15 protein-coding genes are annotated in these 16,099 nt (G+C 61.2%); 10 read left to right on the top strand and 5 right to left on the bottom strand.

Annotated elements, in window-relative coordinates; genetic code table 11:
- The first annotated feature begins 61 nt into the window (after positions 1-61).
- The 3 genes from AC1RJ3_RS17715 to trxA all read left to right on the top strand — a co-directional run bounded on the left by AC1RJ3_RS17715 (position 62) and on the right by trxA (position 2,295).
- Complete coding sequence (locus tag AC1RJ3_RS17715; RefSeq protein WP_054594250.1) at positions 62-523, top strand: hypothetical protein; 462 nt, start codon at positions 62-64, stop codon at positions 521-523.
- On the top strand, positions 520-1,176 hold the full coding sequence (locus AC1RJ3_RS17710) for a class I SAM-dependent methyltransferase (RefSeq protein ID WP_489111688.1): 657 nt from the start codon (positions 520-522) through the stop codon (positions 1,174-1,176). The genes AC1RJ3_RS17715 and AC1RJ3_RS17710 overlap by 4 nt, the downstream gene beginning before the upstream one ends.
- Before the next feature lie 246 nt (positions 1,177-1,422).
- Positions 1,423-2,295 (top strand): thioredoxin, encoded by an 873-nt coding sequence (gene trxA, locus AC1RJ3_RS17705; RefSeq protein ID WP_493079602.1) that lies wholly within the window; start codon positions 1,423-1,425, stop codon positions 2,293-2,295.
- On the opposite strand, the gene AC1RJ3_RS17700 is transcribed toward trxA, so the two are convergent.
- On the bottom strand, positions 2,292-2,651 hold the full coding sequence (locus tag AC1RJ3_RS17700) for a hypothetical protein (protein WP_054594253.1): 360 nt from the start codon (positions 2,649-2,651) through the stop codon (positions 2,292-2,294). The two genes, trxA and AC1RJ3_RS17700, sit on opposite strands and share 4 nt — an antisense overlap.
- Before the next feature lie 133 nt (positions 2,652-2,784).
- Here AC1RJ3_RS17700 and AC1RJ3_RS17695 point away from each other — a divergent pair, with 133 nt between their 5' ends.
- The 5 genes from AC1RJ3_RS17695 (at position 2,785) to AC1RJ3_RS17675 (ending at position 6,895) form a co-directional block, all read left to right on the top strand.
- Positions 2,785-3,396 (top strand): DUF2796 domain-containing protein, encoded by a 612-nt coding sequence (locus AC1RJ3_RS17695; protein WP_054594254.1) that lies wholly within the window; start codon positions 2,785-2,787, stop codon positions 3,394-3,396.
- A 131-nt stretch (positions 3,397-3,527) separates the two neighbouring features.
- Positions 3,528-4,238, top strand: coding sequence for an ABC transporter ATP-binding protein (locus tag AC1RJ3_RS17690; RefSeq protein ID WP_103318340.1), 711 nt, complete (start codon positions 3,528-3,530; stop codon positions 4,236-4,238).
- Position 4,239: 1 nt separating this feature from the next.
- Positions 4,240-5,505, top strand: a complete 1,266-nt coding sequence (locus AC1RJ3_RS17685; protein WP_493079599.1) for an ABC transporter permease — start codon at positions 4,240-4,242, stop codon at positions 5,503-5,505.
- 11 nt (positions 5,506-5,516) lie between these two features.
- Positions 5,517-6,035 carry a DUF3299 domain-containing protein gene (locus AC1RJ3_RS17680; protein ID WP_477768683.1) on the top strand — a complete coding sequence of 173 codons (519 nt, stop codon included), beginning with the start codon at positions 5,517-5,519 and terminating at the stop codon, positions 6,033-6,035.
- A gap of 161 nt (positions 6,036-6,196) precedes the next feature.
- Complete coding sequence (locus AC1RJ3_RS17675) at positions 6,197-6,895, top strand: OmpW/AlkL family protein (RefSeq protein ID WP_103318346.1); 699 nt, start codon at positions 6,197-6,199, stop codon at positions 6,893-6,895.
- A 56-nt stretch (positions 6,896-6,951) separates the two neighbouring features.
- Here the strand turns inward: AC1RJ3_RS17675 and AC1RJ3_RS17670 are convergent, their stop codons facing one another.
- The gene (locus tag AC1RJ3_RS17670) at positions 6,952-7,881 is read right to left on the bottom strand and encodes an NAD-dependent epimerase/dehydratase family protein (protein ID WP_493079596.1); all 930 of its coding nucleotides are present in this window, start codon (positions 7,879-7,881) and stop codon (positions 6,952-6,954) included.
- Entirely contained in the window at positions 7,874-8,758 is an 885-nt protein-coding gene (locus tag AC1RJ3_RS17665) for a sugar nucleotide-binding protein (protein ID WP_019693861.1), read from the bottom strand. Before AC1RJ3_RS17665 ends, AC1RJ3_RS17670 begins: the two co-directional genes overlap by 8 nt.
- A 364-nt stretch (positions 8,759-9,122) precedes the next feature.
- Between AC1RJ3_RS17665 and AC1RJ3_RS17660 the strand changes: the two genes are divergently transcribed.
- The gene (locus tag AC1RJ3_RS17660; RefSeq protein ID WP_493079594.1) at positions 9,123-13,439 is read left to right on the top strand and encodes a DEAD/DEAH box helicase; all 4,317 of its coding nucleotides are present in this window, start codon (positions 9,123-9,125) and stop codon (positions 13,437-13,439) included.
- A gap of 246 nt (positions 13,440-13,685) precedes the next feature.
- Here the strand turns inward: AC1RJ3_RS17660 and AC1RJ3_RS17655 are convergent, their stop codons facing one another.
- Together AC1RJ3_RS17655 and AC1RJ3_RS17650 are read right to left on the bottom strand one after the other, a co-directional pair.
- Positions 13,686-14,039 carry a hypothetical protein gene (locus AC1RJ3_RS17655; protein WP_493079593.1) on the bottom strand — a complete coding sequence of 118 codons (354 nt, stop codon included), beginning with the start codon at positions 14,037-14,039 and terminating at the stop codon, positions 13,686-13,688.
- 366 nt (positions 14,040-14,405) lie between these two features.
- Positions 14,406-15,395 (bottom strand): GlxA family transcriptional regulator, encoded by a 990-nt coding sequence (locus AC1RJ3_RS17650; protein ID WP_493079592.1) that lies wholly within the window; start codon positions 15,393-15,395, stop codon positions 14,406-14,408.
- 98 nt (positions 15,396-15,493) lie between these two features.
- On the opposite strand from AC1RJ3_RS17650, the gene AC1RJ3_RS17645 reads away from it, so the two are divergent.
- Positions 15,494-16,048 carry a cysteine hydrolase family protein gene (locus AC1RJ3_RS17645; protein WP_493079591.1) on the top strand — a complete coding sequence of 185 codons (555 nt, stop codon included), beginning with the start codon at positions 15,494-15,496 and terminating at the stop codon, positions 16,046-16,048.
- Positions 16,049-16,099: the final 51 nt, after the last annotated feature.

The following is a 16,099-nucleotide window of genomic DNA, read 5'->3' as shown; positions in this document are numbered from 1 at the left end:
TTGCGGTATACAGACGGGCTACACTGTCTGATCGATGGATTTCATTTTGCTGGAGCCGCAAATGCCGCTAAGACCGCTTGTTTTACTCAGTCTCATCGGCCTGTTGGTCGCGTGTAGCAGCGCACCCAAACCGGCGGCACCGACTCCGGGCCCTGCACCGCAGATGGCCCAGAAAAAAGCCCAGGCCTCGGCCGACCTCGGACCGCTGCCCGCGTATCAACGGGAATTGAGCGGCACCTTGCAGGGCGTGCCGGCCGGCGCCGAGGTTGAACTTGCGCTGCTGGTGATCGACGAACGCTCCCGGCCGCAGCAATTGCTCGCCAGCGCCAACCTGATCGGCAACAACAAGGCTCTGCCATTCCATCTGCGATTCAATCCCGACTCGTTCCCGGTCGGTGCACGCGTCGAACTGCGGGGTCGCGCCAGCCAGTCCGGGCAGTTGATCCTGCACCTGCCGGCGCAACGCATCTTTGAGCCGAAGACCCAGGCCCTGGGCCAATTGCAGTTCCTCAAAGCGCCATGAATGCACCGCTCGACCTGCAACAGGCGTTAAGTGAACTGCTCGGCGATGCACAGCTGGTCCGGTGTCCATTGCCTGAAACCACGCTGAAACTCTGGCTGATCGACGGCGACAACATGGACCGCGCCTTCAGCCCGGAAGAAACCCGGCGCATTCTGCACGAGCCACCGTACTGGAGCTTTTGCTGGGCCAGCGGCCTGGCGATAGCCCGTTACCTGGCGGAGCATCCGCAGTGGGTTGCCGGCAAGCGCGTGCTGGATTTCGGCGCCGGCTCCGGGGTGGCGGGGATTGCAGCGGTCAAGGCCGGGGCGCTGGAAGTGGTGGCCTGTGATCTTGATCCATTGGCAATTGCAGCCTGCCGGGCGAATGCCGAACTCAATGACGTCGAGCTCAGCTACTCGACAGACTTTTTTGCCGAGGCCGATCGTTTTGATCTGATTCTGGTGGCCGACGTGTTGTACGACCGGGCCAACCTGCCGTTGCTCGATGAGTTTCTCAGCCGTGGCCGCGAGGCGTTGGTGGCGGATTCACGAGTTCGGGATTTCCGTCATCCGTTGTATCAGCGGCTGGAAATGCTTGAGGCGATGACCTTACCGGACCTGGCCGAACCAGAAGAGTTTCGGCATGTGAGCCTGTACCACGCCAAACGTACATGATCGTTCCAGCCCGTAGCAGCTGTCGAGCCTGCGAGGCTGCGTTCGGCTGCGAAGCAGTCGTGGAATCAGGCAGCACGTTTTTTCAGGCCGTCCGTGTACCCGGGATTTACGAGGACTTCGTCCTCGAACGCAGCCTCGCAGGCTCGACAGCTGCTACGGGCGTTGGAGCAGAAAGTTGTGTAGATACTTATGCCCGTCGCCGCCAGCCCTTATAGTTCTCCCATTCACGTTTCTTCGAGATTCCCCATGAGTCAAGACACGCCATATATCTTCGACGCCACTACCGCCGATTTCGACCAGTCGGTGATCGAGAACTCGTTCCACAAGCCGGTGCTGGTGGATTTCTGGGCTGAATGGTGTGCGCCGTGCAAGGCGCTGATGCCGATGCTGCAATCCATCGCCGAGAGCTATCAGGGCGAATTGCTGCTGGCCAAGGTCAACTGCGACGTCGAGCCGGACATCGTTTCGCGCTTTGGCATTCGCAGCCTGCCGACAGTGGTGCTGTTCAAGGACGGTCAGCCGGCGGACGGCTTTGCCGGCGCGCAACCCGAATCCGCTGTTCGCGCACTGCTTGAACCGCATGTGAAAATGCCGCCGCCGGCCGCTGCCGCCCCGATTGAACAGGCTCAGGCGCTGTTCGACGAAGGTCGTTTCGCGGATGCCGAGGCCACACTGAAAGTGCTGCTGGGTGAGGACAATACCAACGCCCGCGCGTTGATCCTCTATGCGCGCTGCCTGACCGAACGTGGCGAGCTGAGTGAAGCCCAGGCCGTGCTCGATGCGGTGAAAAGCGATGAACACAAAGCGGCACTTGCCGGCGCCAAGGCGCAAATCAAGTTTCTCGGCCAGGCCGCTGACTTGCCGGATGTCGCCGACCTGAAATCGCGTCTGGCGCAAAACCCGCAGGACGATGAAGCCGTCTATCAGTTGGCGATCCAGCAACTGGCCCGTCAACAATACGAGCCGGCACTGGACTCCCTGCTCAAGCTGTTTATCCGCAATCGCAGCTACAGCGAAGGGTTGCCGCACAAGACCCTGCTGCAAGTGTTCGAACTGCTGGGCAACGATCACCCGCTGGTGACCGTTTACCGCCGCAAGCTGTTTGCAGCGCTCTACTAGGCCTGCTCGATCCAACTATAGAGCGGCGTATCCCCGCCGCTCACGACCTTGACCTCCGGGCTATGGCGCAAGCGCACCAGCAGACGTTTGCCGGCGACGGTGTTGCCGGTCAAACCCTGCAGTTGCTCCAGCAGGTCCGGCCCCGTCAATTGCCCGGACTTGCGCAGCAGATCCTTGGCGAGTTGCCACAGCAGCTCATCCTGATTCACCGGTTTGACCACCGGATCGGCCACTGCTGCACTGTTTTCTGATTTGCTTACCTGCAACTGCGCGCCAAGCCTCGCCCAATCCCCATCATCCAGCTCCAGGGTCAAATCCACCGGCCAATCGCCGATGCTTCCACGAATGCGCAACATTGGGCTTTCCTCAGGTTTATGACGAACATGCTCCCATGCGTCTTGCGCAACGCCAAGCGGACAGTCAAACTCTCGCCATTCTTGTTATAAGATTACATAACAAAATTTTCATCTTCCTTCCCGGAGAGAGTCCATGCGTCGTCTGTTACTCGCTTTGCCGTTTGCCCTGTTGCCGCTGGCTATCGCTCAGGCCGCTGAAGTTCATGATCACGAACATGAACACGGCAGCCTGGGCGCCCACGAACACGGCGTCGGGCGCTTGAACGCGGCGCTGGACGGTCAGACGCTGGAACTGGAGCTGGAAAGCCCGGCGATGAACCTGGTGGGCTTCGAACACGTTGCCAGCACTGATGCAGACAAGGCCAAAGTCGCCGCCACCCGTGCGCAACTGGAGAAACCGCTGGTGCTGTTCAGCCTGCCAAAAGCGGCCAACTGCGTAGTCAGTCAGCAAGAACTGAACAGCCCGCTGTTCGGTGACAAACCGGATACCGATGATCATGACGACGATGACGACCACGCGACTGACGGTAAAGGCGCAGCCGCCGAAGAGCATCACCACGATCACAGCGAAATCCACGCGCACTACCAATTCACCTGCGCCGCCCCTGGCGCGCTGAAGACCCTGGACTTGTCGCAAGTGTTCACGACCTTCCCCGCGACGCAGAAAATTCAGGTACAACTCATCAGCCCAAGCGGCCAGCAAGGGGTTGAAGTGACCTCCAAAGCTGCTGCCCTGAAATTCTGATCCACCGCAATCCCGTAGGAGCAAGGCTTGCCCGCGATGAACGATGACGCGGTTTTAAAGGTAGACCGCCGCGTACTCATCGCGGGCGAGCCTTGCTCCTACAGGATCCCAATCTCCATGAAATCGGCGCTATGACCCAAGCACTCATCGAACTGTCAGACCTGGGCTTCAGCTGGCCCGGTCATCCGCCTTTACTGGATATCCCGGCGTTTCGCCTGGAGCCCGGCGAAACGCTGTTTCTCAAAGGTCCCAGCGGCAGTGGCAAGACCACCCTGCTCGGCCTGCTCGGTGGCGTGCAGAAACCCAATCGCGGGAGCATTCGCCTGCTCGGCCAGGAGCTGACCGAACTGTCGGCCGGCGCCCGCGATCACTTTCGGGTCGACCACACGGGCTACATCTTCCAGCAGTTCAACCTGCTGCCGTTTCTCTCGGTGCGCGAGAACGTCGAGCTGCCGTGCCACTTCTCCAAACTGCGCGCCAGCCGTGCGATTCAGCGCCACGGCAGCATCGATCAGGCGGCAGCGACCTTACTCGCACACCTGGGGCTCAAGGATGAAAACATGCTCGGTCGCCGTGCCGATTCACTGTCCATCGGCCAACAGCAGCGGGTCGCCGCTGCCCGCGCACTGATCGGCCAGCCGGAACTGGTGATCGCCGACGAACCGACCTCGGCGCTGGATTACGACGCCCGCGAGGCATTTATCCGTTTGCTGTTCGCCGAGTGCCGCGAAGCCGGTTCCAGCCTGCTGTTCGTCAGTCACGACCAGAGCCTGGCGCCGCTGTTCGATCGCCACCTGTCGCTGGCCGAACTCAATCGCGCCGCCACGCCGCTCGAGGTCTGAAATGTATTTGTTTCGTCTAGCCATGGCCAGCCTGGCTAACCGCCGCTTCACCGCGATCCTCACTGCATTCGCCATCGCCCTGTCGGTCTGCCTGCTGCTGGCGGTGGAACGGGTACGCACCGAAGCCAAGAACAGCTTCGCCAGCACCATCAGCGGCACCGACCTGATTGTCGGCGCGCGCTCAGGCTCGGTGAACCTGTTGCTGTACTCGGTGTTTCGCATCGGCAACGCCACCAACAACATCCGTTGGGACAGCTTCGAGCACTTCGCCAATAACCCGAAAGTGAAATGGGCGATCCCGATTTCCCTCGGTGACTCGCATCGCGGTTATCGAGTGATGGGCACTACCGACGCCTACTTCCAGCATTACCAGTACGGCCGTCAGCAAAACCTGCAACTGGCCAGCGGTCGGGCGTTTGCCACGGATCCGTTCGAAGTGGTGCTGGGTGCCGAAGTGGCCGATGCGCTGCATTACAAGCTCGGCGACAAACTGGTGCTGGCTCACGGCGTGGCAGTGATCAGCCTGGTCAAGCACGATGACAAGCCGTTCACCGTGGTCGGCATCCTCAAACGCACCGGCACCCCGGTCGACCGCACGTTGCACATCAGCCTCGGCGGCATGGAGGCGATTCACATCGATTGGCACAACGGTGTGCCGGCTCAGGGCAACGGTCGGATCAGCGCCGATCAGGCGCGTAACATGGACCTCACGCCGCAAGCCATCACCGCGTTCATGCTCGGTCTCAACAACAAGATTTCGACCTTTGCCGTGCAACGCGAGATCAATGAATTCCGTGGCGAGCCGATGCTGGCGATCTTGCCCGGCGTCGCCTTGCAGGAGCTCTGGAGCCTGATGGGCACCGCCGAAAAAGCGCTGTTCGTGGTGTCGCTGTTCGTAGTGCTGACTGGGTTGATCGGCATGCTCACAGCGATTCTCACCAGCCTCAACGAACGTCGCCGCGAGATGGCGATCCTGCGTTCGGTCGGCGCCCGGCCATGGCACATTGCAACGCTGCTGGTGCTGGAAGCCTTTGCGTTGGCGCTGTCCGGGGTGGTTGCGGGCCTGGCGCTGCTGTATGTATGCATCGCCGCCGCCCAAGGCTACGTGCAATCGACCTACGGCTTGTACCTGCCGCTGGCCTGGCCAAGCGAGTATGAATGGACGCTGCTCGGTGGCATCCTGATCGCCGCGCTGCTGATGGGCAGCGTGCCGGCCTGGCGCGCCTATCGCCAATCGTTGGCCGATGGTCTGTCGATCCGTTTATGAGGACATTGAAGATGCTCCGCGCTCTGCCTGCGCTGTTGATGCTGGTCGCCCTGCCCCTGTGGGCGGCTGCACCGAAAGACCTGACCTGGGCGGAAATGATCCCGCCCGACGCGCCGGCAGAAGTGCCGAACATGAAACCGCTGCACGACCTGTCGCAGATGAGCAGCGCGTTGTCCGCCGAGTCCGCGCCAGCGGCCAAGCAAGACATGCCCAATGCGCCGGTGGTGAAAAACCTCGACGGCAAGAATATTCGCCTGCCGGGTTACATCGTGCCGCTGGAAGTCAGCGAGGAAGGTCGCACCACCGATTTTCTGCTGGTGCCGTATTTCGGCGCGTGCATCCACGTACCGCCTCCGCCGTCGAACCAGATCGTCCATGTCAAAAGCGCGGTTGGAGTGAAGCTCGACGAGCTGTATCAGCCGTACTGGATTGAAGGGGCAATGCAGGTCAAAGCGTCGACCAGCGAATTGGCGGATGCCGGGTATCAGATGGATGCGGACAAGATCTACGTGTACGAATTGCCGGAGTGAATCCGGCAGTCATTCGTTGCCCGCGATCGACCGCGAAGCGGTCGCAGAAGGCTCCCCCGATTCAAACCCCATCACTGTTTCATTGAGCTGAGTCAAAAGCGCCGTTCCTGACGCTTCGTACCATTGGAGATACAGAATTTGAATCTTCCTTTGGAGCCCCCATGCACAAGTCATTGCTCAGCGCGTCCCTCATTGCATTCGCGCTTGCAACCCCCTTCGCCCAGGCCCATGAAGCCGGTGACATCATTGTTCGGGCCGGTGCAATCACCGTAAACCCGACAGCCGGCAGTTCCAGCGTCAAGGTTGATCGCGGTCCATTGGCGGGTGCCGATCTGGGTGGCAAGGCGACCATGGACAGCAGCACGCAGTTGGGCCTGAACTTCGCGTACATGCTCACCCCCGATATCGGCATCGAGCTGCTCGCCGCCTCGCCGTTCCAGCATGACGTAAACCTCAAAGGCACCTCCCTGGGCGCGGCCAACGGTAAGCTCGGCACCCTCAAACACCTGCCGCCGACCCTGAGCGTGGTTTACTACCCGCTCAACAACAAGTCTGCATTCCAGCCGTATGTGGGCGCCGGTATCAACTACACCTGGATCTACGACGAAAAGCTCAGTAACGAAGCGCAAGCCAACGGCTTCAGCAACTTCAAGACGAAAAACTCCTGGGGCCTCGCATGGCAGGTCGGTGCCGATTACATGCTGACCGACCACATCATGCTCAACGGCCAGGTGCGCTACATCGACATCGACACCACCGGCTACGTGGACAACAACGCAGTCGCCCCCGGCACCCGCGCCAAGGTCAACATCGACGTGGACCCGTGGATCTACATGGTGGGTCTGGGTTACAAGTTCTAAACCCGCCGCATGAAAAAGGCGCCTCGAAAGGCGCCTTTTTCATGACTGCGAAAAACTCAGCGCCCCAACAACCGCGCCAACCCGACGCTCATTGGCGTCTGCTCGGGAAAGGTGAAGCGCTGCAACAGACGCTGGTTGTTCGCCCGCGAATGGCGGATGTCGCCGGAGCGTGCCGGGCCGTAGGCAATCGGTGGCAACTGCCCCACCACTTCCTCCAACGCCTGGAGCATTTGCTTGAGGGTCGTCGCCTGGTTCCAGCCGACATTCACCGCGCCCACTTCAAGCGTCGGCATTTCAATCGCCTGCACCAGCAGGTCGACCAGGTCTTCGACATAGACAAAATCGCGGGTCTGTTCGCCGTCACCGAACACGGTGATTGGCAGGCCTTTCTGCGCCCGCTCGCTGAAAATGCTGATCACCCCGGAGTACGGCGATGACGGATCCTGCCGCGGACCGAAGATGTTGAAGAAACGGAAAATCGCCGGTTCCAGACCGTGCTGACGACGGTAGAAGTCGAGGTAGTACTCGCCTGCCAGCTTGTCTGCGGCGTACGGCGTGAGCGGTGCCTTGGCGGTCTCTTCGTCGATCGACTCGCCTTCACCGTTATTGCCGTAGACCGCTGCGCTTGAAGCGAACAGCACGCGCTTGACGCCGGCCTGACGCATCGCTTCGCAGACGTTCAAGGTGCCGATGAAATTGCTCTGGTGAGTGCGCACCGGATCATCCACCGACGCCTGGACCGACGCCACGGCGGCCAAATGCGCCACCGCGCTGCAGCCGACCATCACCTTTGCCACCAGCGCAGCATCGGCGACGTCACCTTCGATCAGTTCGACCCGTGGATTGTTCAGTGGCAGGTTGCTGCGTTTACCGGTGGACAGGTCGTCGAGGATTCGCACCGAATGCCCCTTGGCGAGCAAGGCGTCAGCAAGGTGCGAACCAATAAAACCGGCACCGCCGGTGATCAAAACAGGGCCATCAGCCATGACGATAAAACCTATCCAGTAAGCCCGGGAGCGCTGCGCGCCAGGCGCGCGGTTTGATCCCGAAGGTGTGCAGAATTTTCTTGCAGGCGAGTACCGCATGCTGTGGTTCTTCGGCGGCATCCGGCCGTGCGGCGTGAGCCTGCGCGGTCGGTGCTTCAATGGCCAGCGGGTGCAGATTGCGCGCTTCAGCGAGGATCGCCTGCCCCAGCGCCAGCGGCGTGGTCGCCTCATGCCCGGCGTAATGGTAAGTGCCCCACAGTGGCGCTGCGCAATCGAGTTGCTTGAGCACCGAAATGATCACCCGCGCAGCATCGTCCACCGGTGTCGGGTTGCCACGCCGGTCATCGGCCATCAGCAGCTCTTCAGGCAGTTCGGCACGCGCGAGGAAACGCCCAAGGGTGCCGTCGACACTGTCATCGAGCAGCCAGCCAAACCGCAGCATCACATGTTGCGGGCAGGTCGCGCGCACGCTTTGCTCGATACGCCACAAGGCCTGGCCACGCAGCCCCAGCGGCACCGGTTCGTCTTTTTCGCTGTAGGCCGTCGCCCGCGAGCCATCGAATACCCGATAGCTGGAAGGCTGCACCAGGACAATATTGTGATGCTGGCACAGTTCGGCCAGCCGCTCGACCGCCCGCTCCTGGGCAGCCAAGCGCGCCTCGGCCACGCTCTCCGCCTGAAACCAGTCGAAGTAGTAGGCGAGATTGATCAGCGCGTCGGGACGAGTGTCGTCGAGCAGCTGCGTCAGGCTTGCGGCGTCCCAGCCGTCTTGCGGTGGACGGGGGGCGAGGAAACCGATGTCTTCCTCTGCACCGAGGCGAATCAGCGCCTGCCCAAGGGCATTTCCGCCACCCAGTAACATAAGGCGCATTCGCATAGAGTCAGCAGGCCCAGTCTGTTTGGAACGATGATTTTATCGGCACAGCCCGCAGGCGTTGCCGTTGAGAATTGCCAGAATCGTTGCATTTTGCGGGTTTAAAGCGCAACCGTCACTCGTAAAGTGTAGATCCTCAGGTTTGACGCCCGCTCATTTGGGTAAACGGGCTTGTTGTGGCGAGGGGGCTTGCCCCCGTTCGACTGCGAAGCAGTCGCAATGGGCCGATGCGGTGTGCCTGACAAATCGCGATTGCAGGTTTTGGGGCCGCTTCGCAGCCCAGCGGGAGCAAGCTCCCTCGCCACGGGGGTCACCGATCAGCCACAGAAACTTGCATCTTCAGCCACCCAGCCGCATAAATTACCCCATGAACCTCCCCGTATCAGCCGAGAGCGCCCTGGCAGGCTTTCACCCTGCCGTCCGCGCCTGGTTCAACAGCACCTTCCCGGCGGTCACCGCCGCGCAAGCCGGCGCGTGGCCGTTGATTCGCCAGCGCCGTTCGACGCTGGTTGCCGCGCCGACCGGCTCCGGCAAAACCCTCACGGCGTTTCTTGCGGTCATTGACGATCTGGTCCATCAAGGCCTGGCCCACGGTGGCGAATTACCCGACGAAACCCTGGTGGTTTACGTCTCGCCCCTCAAGGCGCTGTCCAACGACATTCAGATCAACCTGCAAACCCCGCTGGCCGGTATCACCGAGCAACTGCGACAACTGGGCTTCCCCGAACTACAGATCAACACCGCCGTGCGCACTGGCGACACTCCGCAAAAGGACCGCTCGGCGATGCGCAAAAGCGCGCCGCACATTCTGGTTACCACTCCGGAGTCGCTGTATGTGCTGCTCGGCTCCGACTCTGGCCGGCGCATGCTCGCCAGCACCCGCACAGTGATCGTCGACGAAATCCACGCCATCGCCGGCAGCAAGCGCGGCAGCCACCTGGCCCTGAGTCTGGAGCGTTTACAGGCCTTGTGCTGTGAGCCACTGATGCGCATCGGCCTGTCTGCCACGCAAAAACCCATCGAAGCGGTTTCGCGTTTTCTGGTGGGCACCGACCGCCCCTGCGAGATCGTCGATATCGGCCACGCCCGCCGGCGGGACCTGGGCATCGAAGTGCCGCCGGTGCCGCTGTCGGCGGTGATGGCCAACGATGTCTGGGAGCTGGTCTACGACCGTATCGCCACACTGGCACGCGAGCATCGGACCACGCTGATTTTCGTCAACACCCGACGCTTGGCCGAGCGCCTGAGCCGTCACCTTAGCGAGCGCTTGGGCAAAGACGCCGTCGCCGCCCACCACGGCAGCCTGGCCAAGGAGTTTCGCCTCGATGCCGAACAGCGGCTCAAGCGTGGCGACCTGCAAGTATTGATCGCCACCGCGTCGCTGGAACTGGGCATCGACATCGGCGACGTCGACCTGGTCTGCCAGATCGCCTCGCCGCGTTCGATCGCCGGGTTTCTGCAACGGGTCGGACGCTCCGGGCACCAGGTCGGCGGCACACCCAAGGGCCGCCTGTTCGCCACCACCCGCGACGACCTGATCGAATGCGCCGCCCTGCTCGACTGTGTGCGCAGGGGCGAACTCGACACCTTGCTGATCCCCCACGCGCCGCTGGACGTACTGGCGCAGCAGATCGTCGCCGAGGTCAGTTGCCAGGAATGGCAGGAGCGGGCCCTGCTCGAAATGGTACGCCGCGCATCGCCCTATACCGAACTCGACGAAACGCACTATCAAGCGCTGCTGCAGATGCTCGCCGAAGGCTATAACGGCCGCCAGGGAATCCGCAGCGCCTACCTGCACCGCGACGCGGTGACTCGCACATTGCGTGGCCGGCGCGGCGCCAAACTGACGGCGGTGACCAGTGGCGGGACGATTCCCGACAACGCCGATTACAGCGTGCTGCTGGAGCCACAAGGGCTGAACATCGGCAGCGTCAACGAAGACTTCGCGGTGGAAAGCATCGCTGGCGACGTCTTTCAGTTGGGCAACACTTCGTACCGGATCCTGCGGGTCGAAACCGGCAAGATCCGCGTCGAAGACGCCCAGGGACAGCCGCCGACCATCCCCTTCTGGCTCGGTGAAGCACCAGGGCGCAGTGCCGAATTGTCGCTCGCCGTGGCGCGCCTGCACGCGCATCTTGATGAGCTGCTGAGCGCGACGCCCGGCGATGTGCAACCGAGCATCGACTGGCTGACCGAGACCCTCGGCCTGAACCTCGCCAGCGCCGAACAACTGGTGGACTACCTCGCCCGCGCCCGGCTGACGCTCGGCGCCCTGCCGTCTCAGGACACGCTGCTGATGGAGCGGTTTTTCGACGAGTCCGGCGGTACTCAGTTGATCATTCACTCGCTGTTCGGCAGCCGCATCAACCGTGCCTGGGGCCTGGCTTTGCGCAAGCGTTTTTGCCGCACCTTCAACTTCGAATTGCAGGCTGCCGCCAGCGAAGACGCCATCGTCTTGTCGCTGTCCACCAGCCACAGCTTCGAGCTGGACGAGGTCTGGCGTTATCTGCACAGCAACACTGCCGAACAGATCCTGATTCAAGCGGTACTCGACGCGCCGCTATTCGGCGTGCGCTGGCGCTGGAACGCCGGCGTCGCCCTCGCGTTGCCGCGGTACAGCGGCGGACGCAAAGTGCCGCCGCAGATCCAGCGGATGAAAAGCGAAGACCTGATCGCCAGCGTGTTTCCCGACCAGATCGCCTGCCTGGAAAACCTCGTCGGCGAGCGCGAAATTCCCGATCACCCGCTGGTCGAGCAAACCCTCGACGATTGCCTGCACGAAGCCATGGACTGCGAAGGCTGGCTGGCGCTGTTGCGACGCATGGAGCGCGGCGAAGTGCGCTTGATCAGCCGCGACTTGCCTGCGCCCTCGCCGCTGGCGGCAGAAATTCTCAGCGCCCGGCCCTACACCTTTCTCGACGATGCGCCGCTGGAGGAACGCCGTACTCAAGCGGTGCTCAACCGCCGCTGGAGCGACCCGCAATCGACCGATGACCTCGGCGCGCTGGATGCCGAGGCCATTCAATCAGTGCGCGATGAGGCCTGGCCGCAACCTACCAGCGCCGATGAAATGCATGAAGCGCTGATGAGCCTGGCCGCGATCAGCGACGCCGAAGCGCTGGCCAATCCGCAGTGGTCGCACTGGCTGCAGACCCTGGCCGACAGTGGTCGCGCCAGTCGTTTGCAGATCAATGCGGAGCACTCTTTATGGCTGGCACTGGAACGCCTGACCTGCCTGCAAGCGATCTACCCACACGCCACGTTGTTACCGCCGTTGCAAGCCTTGCCGGGTTTCGATGAACCCTGGGACGTCGATGAAGCACTGGTCGAACTGATCCGCGCTCGCCTGAGCGCATTTGGTCCGTTGCCGATTCATGCGATTGCTCAACCGCTGGGGCTTTCGACGGCTCAAGTCACCCAAGCGCTGGCACAACTGGAGCGCGAAGGCTACGTGTTGCGCGGGCGCTTCAGTCCTGCGGCCACGCAGGAAGAATGGTGCGAGCGGCATCTGCTGGCGCGCATTCATCGTTACACGGTCAAACGCCTCCGACGGGAAATCGAGCCCGTGGCGTTGCAGGATTTCATGCGCTTTCTGTTTGACTGGCAGCATCTGTCGCCAGCCACCCAAGGCCAGGGCAGCGCGGTGTTGCCGGCGATCGTCAGTCAGTTCGAAGGCTACCCGGCGGCCGCGTCTGCCTGGGACAGCGATCTTCTGCCGGCGCGGCTCAAGAACTATTCATCGACGTGGCTGGATGAACTGTGCCGCAGCGGCAAACTGGTCTGGACCCGGCTGACGGTGCGCAACAAAGCCACTAGCGCAGCGCAGCGCAGCACGCCGATTGTGTTGTTGCCACGGGCGCAGGTCCCGCTCTGGAGCAGCCTGACCGAGCCACCGGAGGTCAGCGAACTGTCGCCCAAAACCCAGAAAGTCCATCAAGCGCTGAGCCAACATGGCGCGTTGTTTTTCGATGAACTGCTGCACGAAGCCCATCTGCTGCGCAGTGAACTGGAGATCGCCTTGCAGGAACTGGTCGGCGCCGGGCTGGTCAACGCCGACAGCTTCGCCGGCCTGCGTGCGTTGATTACACCGGCCAGCAAACGCCAGGCGCGCAGCAGCCGACGGGGACGCGGGGCGTTTGTCGGCGGAATGTACGATGCCGGGCGCTGGGCCTTGTTGCGCCGTCAATCGACGCCGCCGGTTGTGGATAACCGTGGCACCCCGAGCGAAACCCTCGAACACATCGCCCTGACCTTGCTCAGGCGTTACGGCGTGGTGTTCTGGCGGCTGCTGGAACGCGAGGCCGAGTGGCTGCCGAGCTGGCGCGAATTGCTGCGCACCTTTCACCGGCTGGAGGCGCGTGGAGAGATTCGCGGCGGACGTTTTGTCAGCGGTCTGGCGGGCGAACAATTCGCCCTGCCCGAAGCGATCCCGCTGCTGCGCGAAGTGCGCCGCCGTCCGCATGACGGCAGCCTGATCAGTGTTTGCGGCGTCGACCCGCTAAACCTCGCCGGCACCCTGCTGCCGGGGCACAAAGTCCCGGCCCTCGCCAGCAACCGGTTGGTGTACCGCGATGGTTTGCCGGCCGCCGCCGAAATCGCCGGTACGCAGCATTACTGGCTGGAACTGGATCAGCCCAATACCGCTGAGCTGCACAAAAAACTGACTCAATACAGAACCCTGTAAGCGCCGGTGCAGCACACCAATTTACAACATCCCACCCGAAACTCCATCGCATTGACCATCTACTGTCAGCAGTAACAGATCGCGATTGCTTTCGATCAGAGGTTCATCGCCCGTTTGGTTGAGGTTACCCTCACAAGGGCGTGATACCGTTCGTACCGCAAGGAATTGCTGAGCAACAGAAAATCCACTGAAGATTCATCCTCAGTGGATTTTCTGTTCGCCACTCCGGCGCTTTGAATATTACGCTCAGCGACTAACTTTCGTGATAGTCCAGGACGCAGAAACTTCATTCATCCCGTAAGGTTGAATTAATAAGCTATATGGCTTCAGTGCGTACAAGGGGAAAGTAATCGCGATATCGCCCTTATCGTCCGCCTGGTACGGGATCAGAACCTCCCCTCCATCTTTGATATATCCATACCAACCAGGAATACCATTGCCCAACAGCGTTACGTTGTCATACGTGGTTTGACCCCCATTTTCGATAAGCTTACCTGAAGGGTCATTGACAGCAGAGATGTATGGAGCCGCAGCTTTCCTATTGTCGGCATCGATTGTGGTGTTCACCGAAGTATTGGGAAGCGACACTTTGTCATTCATGAAAAACTCCTTTTTCAGGGACGCAATGTAATGTGCAACATGCATGACCATCTGAACTCATGTGCAAAACAGCGTCTACTGTCAGAAGTAACAGGTAGACTGATGTATTCGACCAGCGGACATCCCCGATAACACCCGACTGAAGTGTCCTGGGTTATTGGTTACACACCTTATTGGGCAGCAACACTATCAAACTCTCCTTTCGCACTTTGTGGTCATCCGGTTTTTCCACAACCCGCTCATGCATCACCACCAGCTGTGGATAAGTTGGCGTAAAATGCGCGGTTAACTGAAAGACCGCATAGCCTGATTTCACGACTGCTACGCAGCCTCGCAGGCTCGGCAGCTGCTACGGGGCTGTGTTGCTTATTGCCGTGCGGGGGCCGTCACCCCGAATCGTGCGCGATAATCGCTCGGCGCCAGACCGGTGATTTTCTTGAACGTGGCGCGAAACGCACTCGGGTCCGAGTAGCCGACGTTCCAGGCGATGTGATCGATGGTGCCGTTGGTGAACTCAAGCATTTCCCGGGCCTTGCCGACTCGCAGGTGCTGGCAGTACTCGGTCGGTTTCAAACCGGTCGCGGCCCGAAAGCGCCGCAGGAATGTCCGCTCTTCCAGCCCTGCTTGCTGCGACATCGCGCTCAGCGACACCTCCACCGCACCGTTGGCTTGCAACCAGTGCTGAACCTTGAGAATCGCTGCATCGCCATGACTCAGAATCGGTGCAAAGTTACTTCCGCATTCGCTCGCACTGTCGCTGTGTTCGATCACCAGAAAACGCGCAGTGCTGGTGGCGATGCTCGGCCCCATCAGACGATTGACCAGGCGCAAACCCAGCTCTGACCAGGCCATTAATCCGGCGGTGGTGATCAGGTCGCCATCGTCGACGATGGGCTTGTCGGCGTTGAGCGCGACCTTCGGGTAACGCTCGGCGAATTTTTTCGCCGAGGTCCAGTGGGTGGTGGCGCGGCGACTGTCGAGCAGACCGCTTTCGGCCAACAGAATAGACCCCACGCACACCCCGCCAAGGGTCGCGCCGGCCGCGTGTTGCTGGCGAATCCACTGAATAAGCGCAGGCGATGCCTGACCTTCGGAAAAGCCGCCAATCGAGGGCGGGATCAACAGCGCTATCAGTGCGCCGTCAGCAGCGGGATGACTGTCGTAAATGCGTTGGGGCGCATGCTCGGCATCCGCCTGCCAGTGGCTGACTCGCAACAATGGCAGTTGCACGCTCTGATGCTCGGCGGCAATGCGATTCGCGACACCGAACAAATCCGTCAAACCATGCACCGCCGCCATCTGCGCGCCGGGATAGATCAGCACGCCCAACTCGGCGACTGCGCGCTCTACGCCCATTGTCAGTTTTCCCCCTTCTATTGTCGGTGCGGCCAATCCTCGAACGGCCGGCGAAACCCAATACTTCGTTCCACACCAACCCTTCCGAGGAAACACCCATGGCCAAGCAAGCGCTCATCGTAGTCGATATCCAGAATGACTACTTCCCTCAAGGCAAATGGCCGCTGGTCGGCGCCGACGCGGCTGCCGACAATGCCGCGCGGGTGATCCAGGCCTTCCGTGATGCCGGTGATCAGGTGGTGCATATCCGCCACGAATTCACCTCTGACACCGCGCCGTTTTTCACACCGGGCTCGGAGGGTGCGCAGCTGCACCAAAAAGTCCGCAACCGCAGCCATGAACCGGTGGTGCTCAAACACTTCGTCAACGCGTTCCGCGAAACCGAACTGGAGGCGATCCTTGACCAACACGGCATCGACAACCTGGTGATCGTCGGCAGCATGAGCCACATGTGCATCGATGGCGCCGCACGTGCCGCGGCCGATCTTGGCTACGGCGTCACAGTGATCCACGACGCCTGCGCCACCCGTGACCTGGAGTTCAACGGGGTTATCGTTCCGGCGGCCCAGGTACACGCGGCCTTCATGTCGGCCCTTGGATTTGCCTATGCAACGGTGGTGTCCACCGATGACTTCCTGACGACCAGTCACTGAATCTGTCTCCATCAAAACCCGAAGGCCCGTAGCGCTGACACGCTACGGGCC

It is taken from the genome of Pseudomonas sp. GW822-FHT04C11 (assembly GCF_058800905.1).
Note: the sequence above shows the minus strand (reverse complement) of the source record. Positions and strands in the feature narration are given on the sequence as shown.

Bases quoted from the DNA above. Each gene is read 5' to 3' on its own strand.
- AC1RJ3_RS17715 (WP_054594250.1), top strand. From the start codon at position 62: ATGCCGCTAAGACCGCTTGTTTTACTCAGTCTCATCGGCCTGTTGGTC.
- AC1RJ3_RS17710 (WP_489111688.1), top strand. From the start codon at position 520: ATGAATGCACCGCTCGACCTGCAACAGGCGTTAAGTGAACTGCTCGGC.
- trxA (WP_493079602.1), top strand. From the start codon at position 1,423: ATGAGTCAAGACACGCCATATATCTTCGACGCCACTACCGCCGATTTC.
- AC1RJ3_RS17700 (WP_054594253.1), bottom strand. From the start codon at position 2,651: ATGTTGCGCATTCGTGGAAGCATCGGCGATTGGCCGGTGGATTTGACC.
- AC1RJ3_RS17695 (WP_054594254.1), top strand. From the start codon at position 2,785: ATGCGTCGTCTGTTACTCGCTTTGCCGTTTGCCCTGTTGCCGCTGGCT.
- AC1RJ3_RS17690 (WP_103318340.1), top strand. From the start codon at position 3,528: ATGACCCAAGCACTCATCGAACTGTCAGACCTGGGCTTCAGCTGGCCC.
- AC1RJ3_RS17685 (WP_493079599.1), top strand. From the start codon at position 4,240: ATGTATTTGTTTCGTCTAGCCATGGCCAGCCTGGCTAACCGCCGCTTC.
- AC1RJ3_RS17680 (WP_477768683.1), top strand. From the start codon at position 5,517: ATGCTCCGCGCTCTGCCTGCGCTGTTGATGCTGGTCGCCCTGCCCCTG.
- AC1RJ3_RS17675 (WP_103318346.1), top strand. From the start codon at position 6,197: ATGCACAAGTCATTGCTCAGCGCGTCCCTCATTGCATTCGCGCTTGCA.
- AC1RJ3_RS17670 (WP_493079596.1), bottom strand. From the start codon at position 7,881: ATGGCTGATGGCCCTGTTTTGATCACCGGCGGTGCCGGTTTTATTGGT.
- AC1RJ3_RS17665 (WP_019693861.1), bottom strand. From the start codon at position 8,758: ATGCGAATGCGCCTTATGTTACTGGGTGGCGGAAATGCCCTTGGGCAG.
- AC1RJ3_RS17660 (WP_493079594.1), top strand. From the start codon at position 9,123: ATGAACCTCCCCGTATCAGCCGAGAGCGCCCTGGCAGGCTTTCACCCT.
- AC1RJ3_RS17655 (WP_493079593.1), bottom strand. From the start codon at position 14,039: ATGAATGACAAAGTGTCGCTTCCCAATACTTCGGTGAACACCACAATC.
- AC1RJ3_RS17650 (WP_493079592.1), bottom strand. From the start codon at position 15,395: ATGGGCGTAGAGCGCGCAGTCGCCGAGTTGGGCGTGCTGATCTATCCC.
- AC1RJ3_RS17645 (WP_493079591.1), top strand. From the start codon at position 15,494: ATGGCCAAGCAAGCGCTCATCGTAGTCGATATCCAGAATGACTACTTC.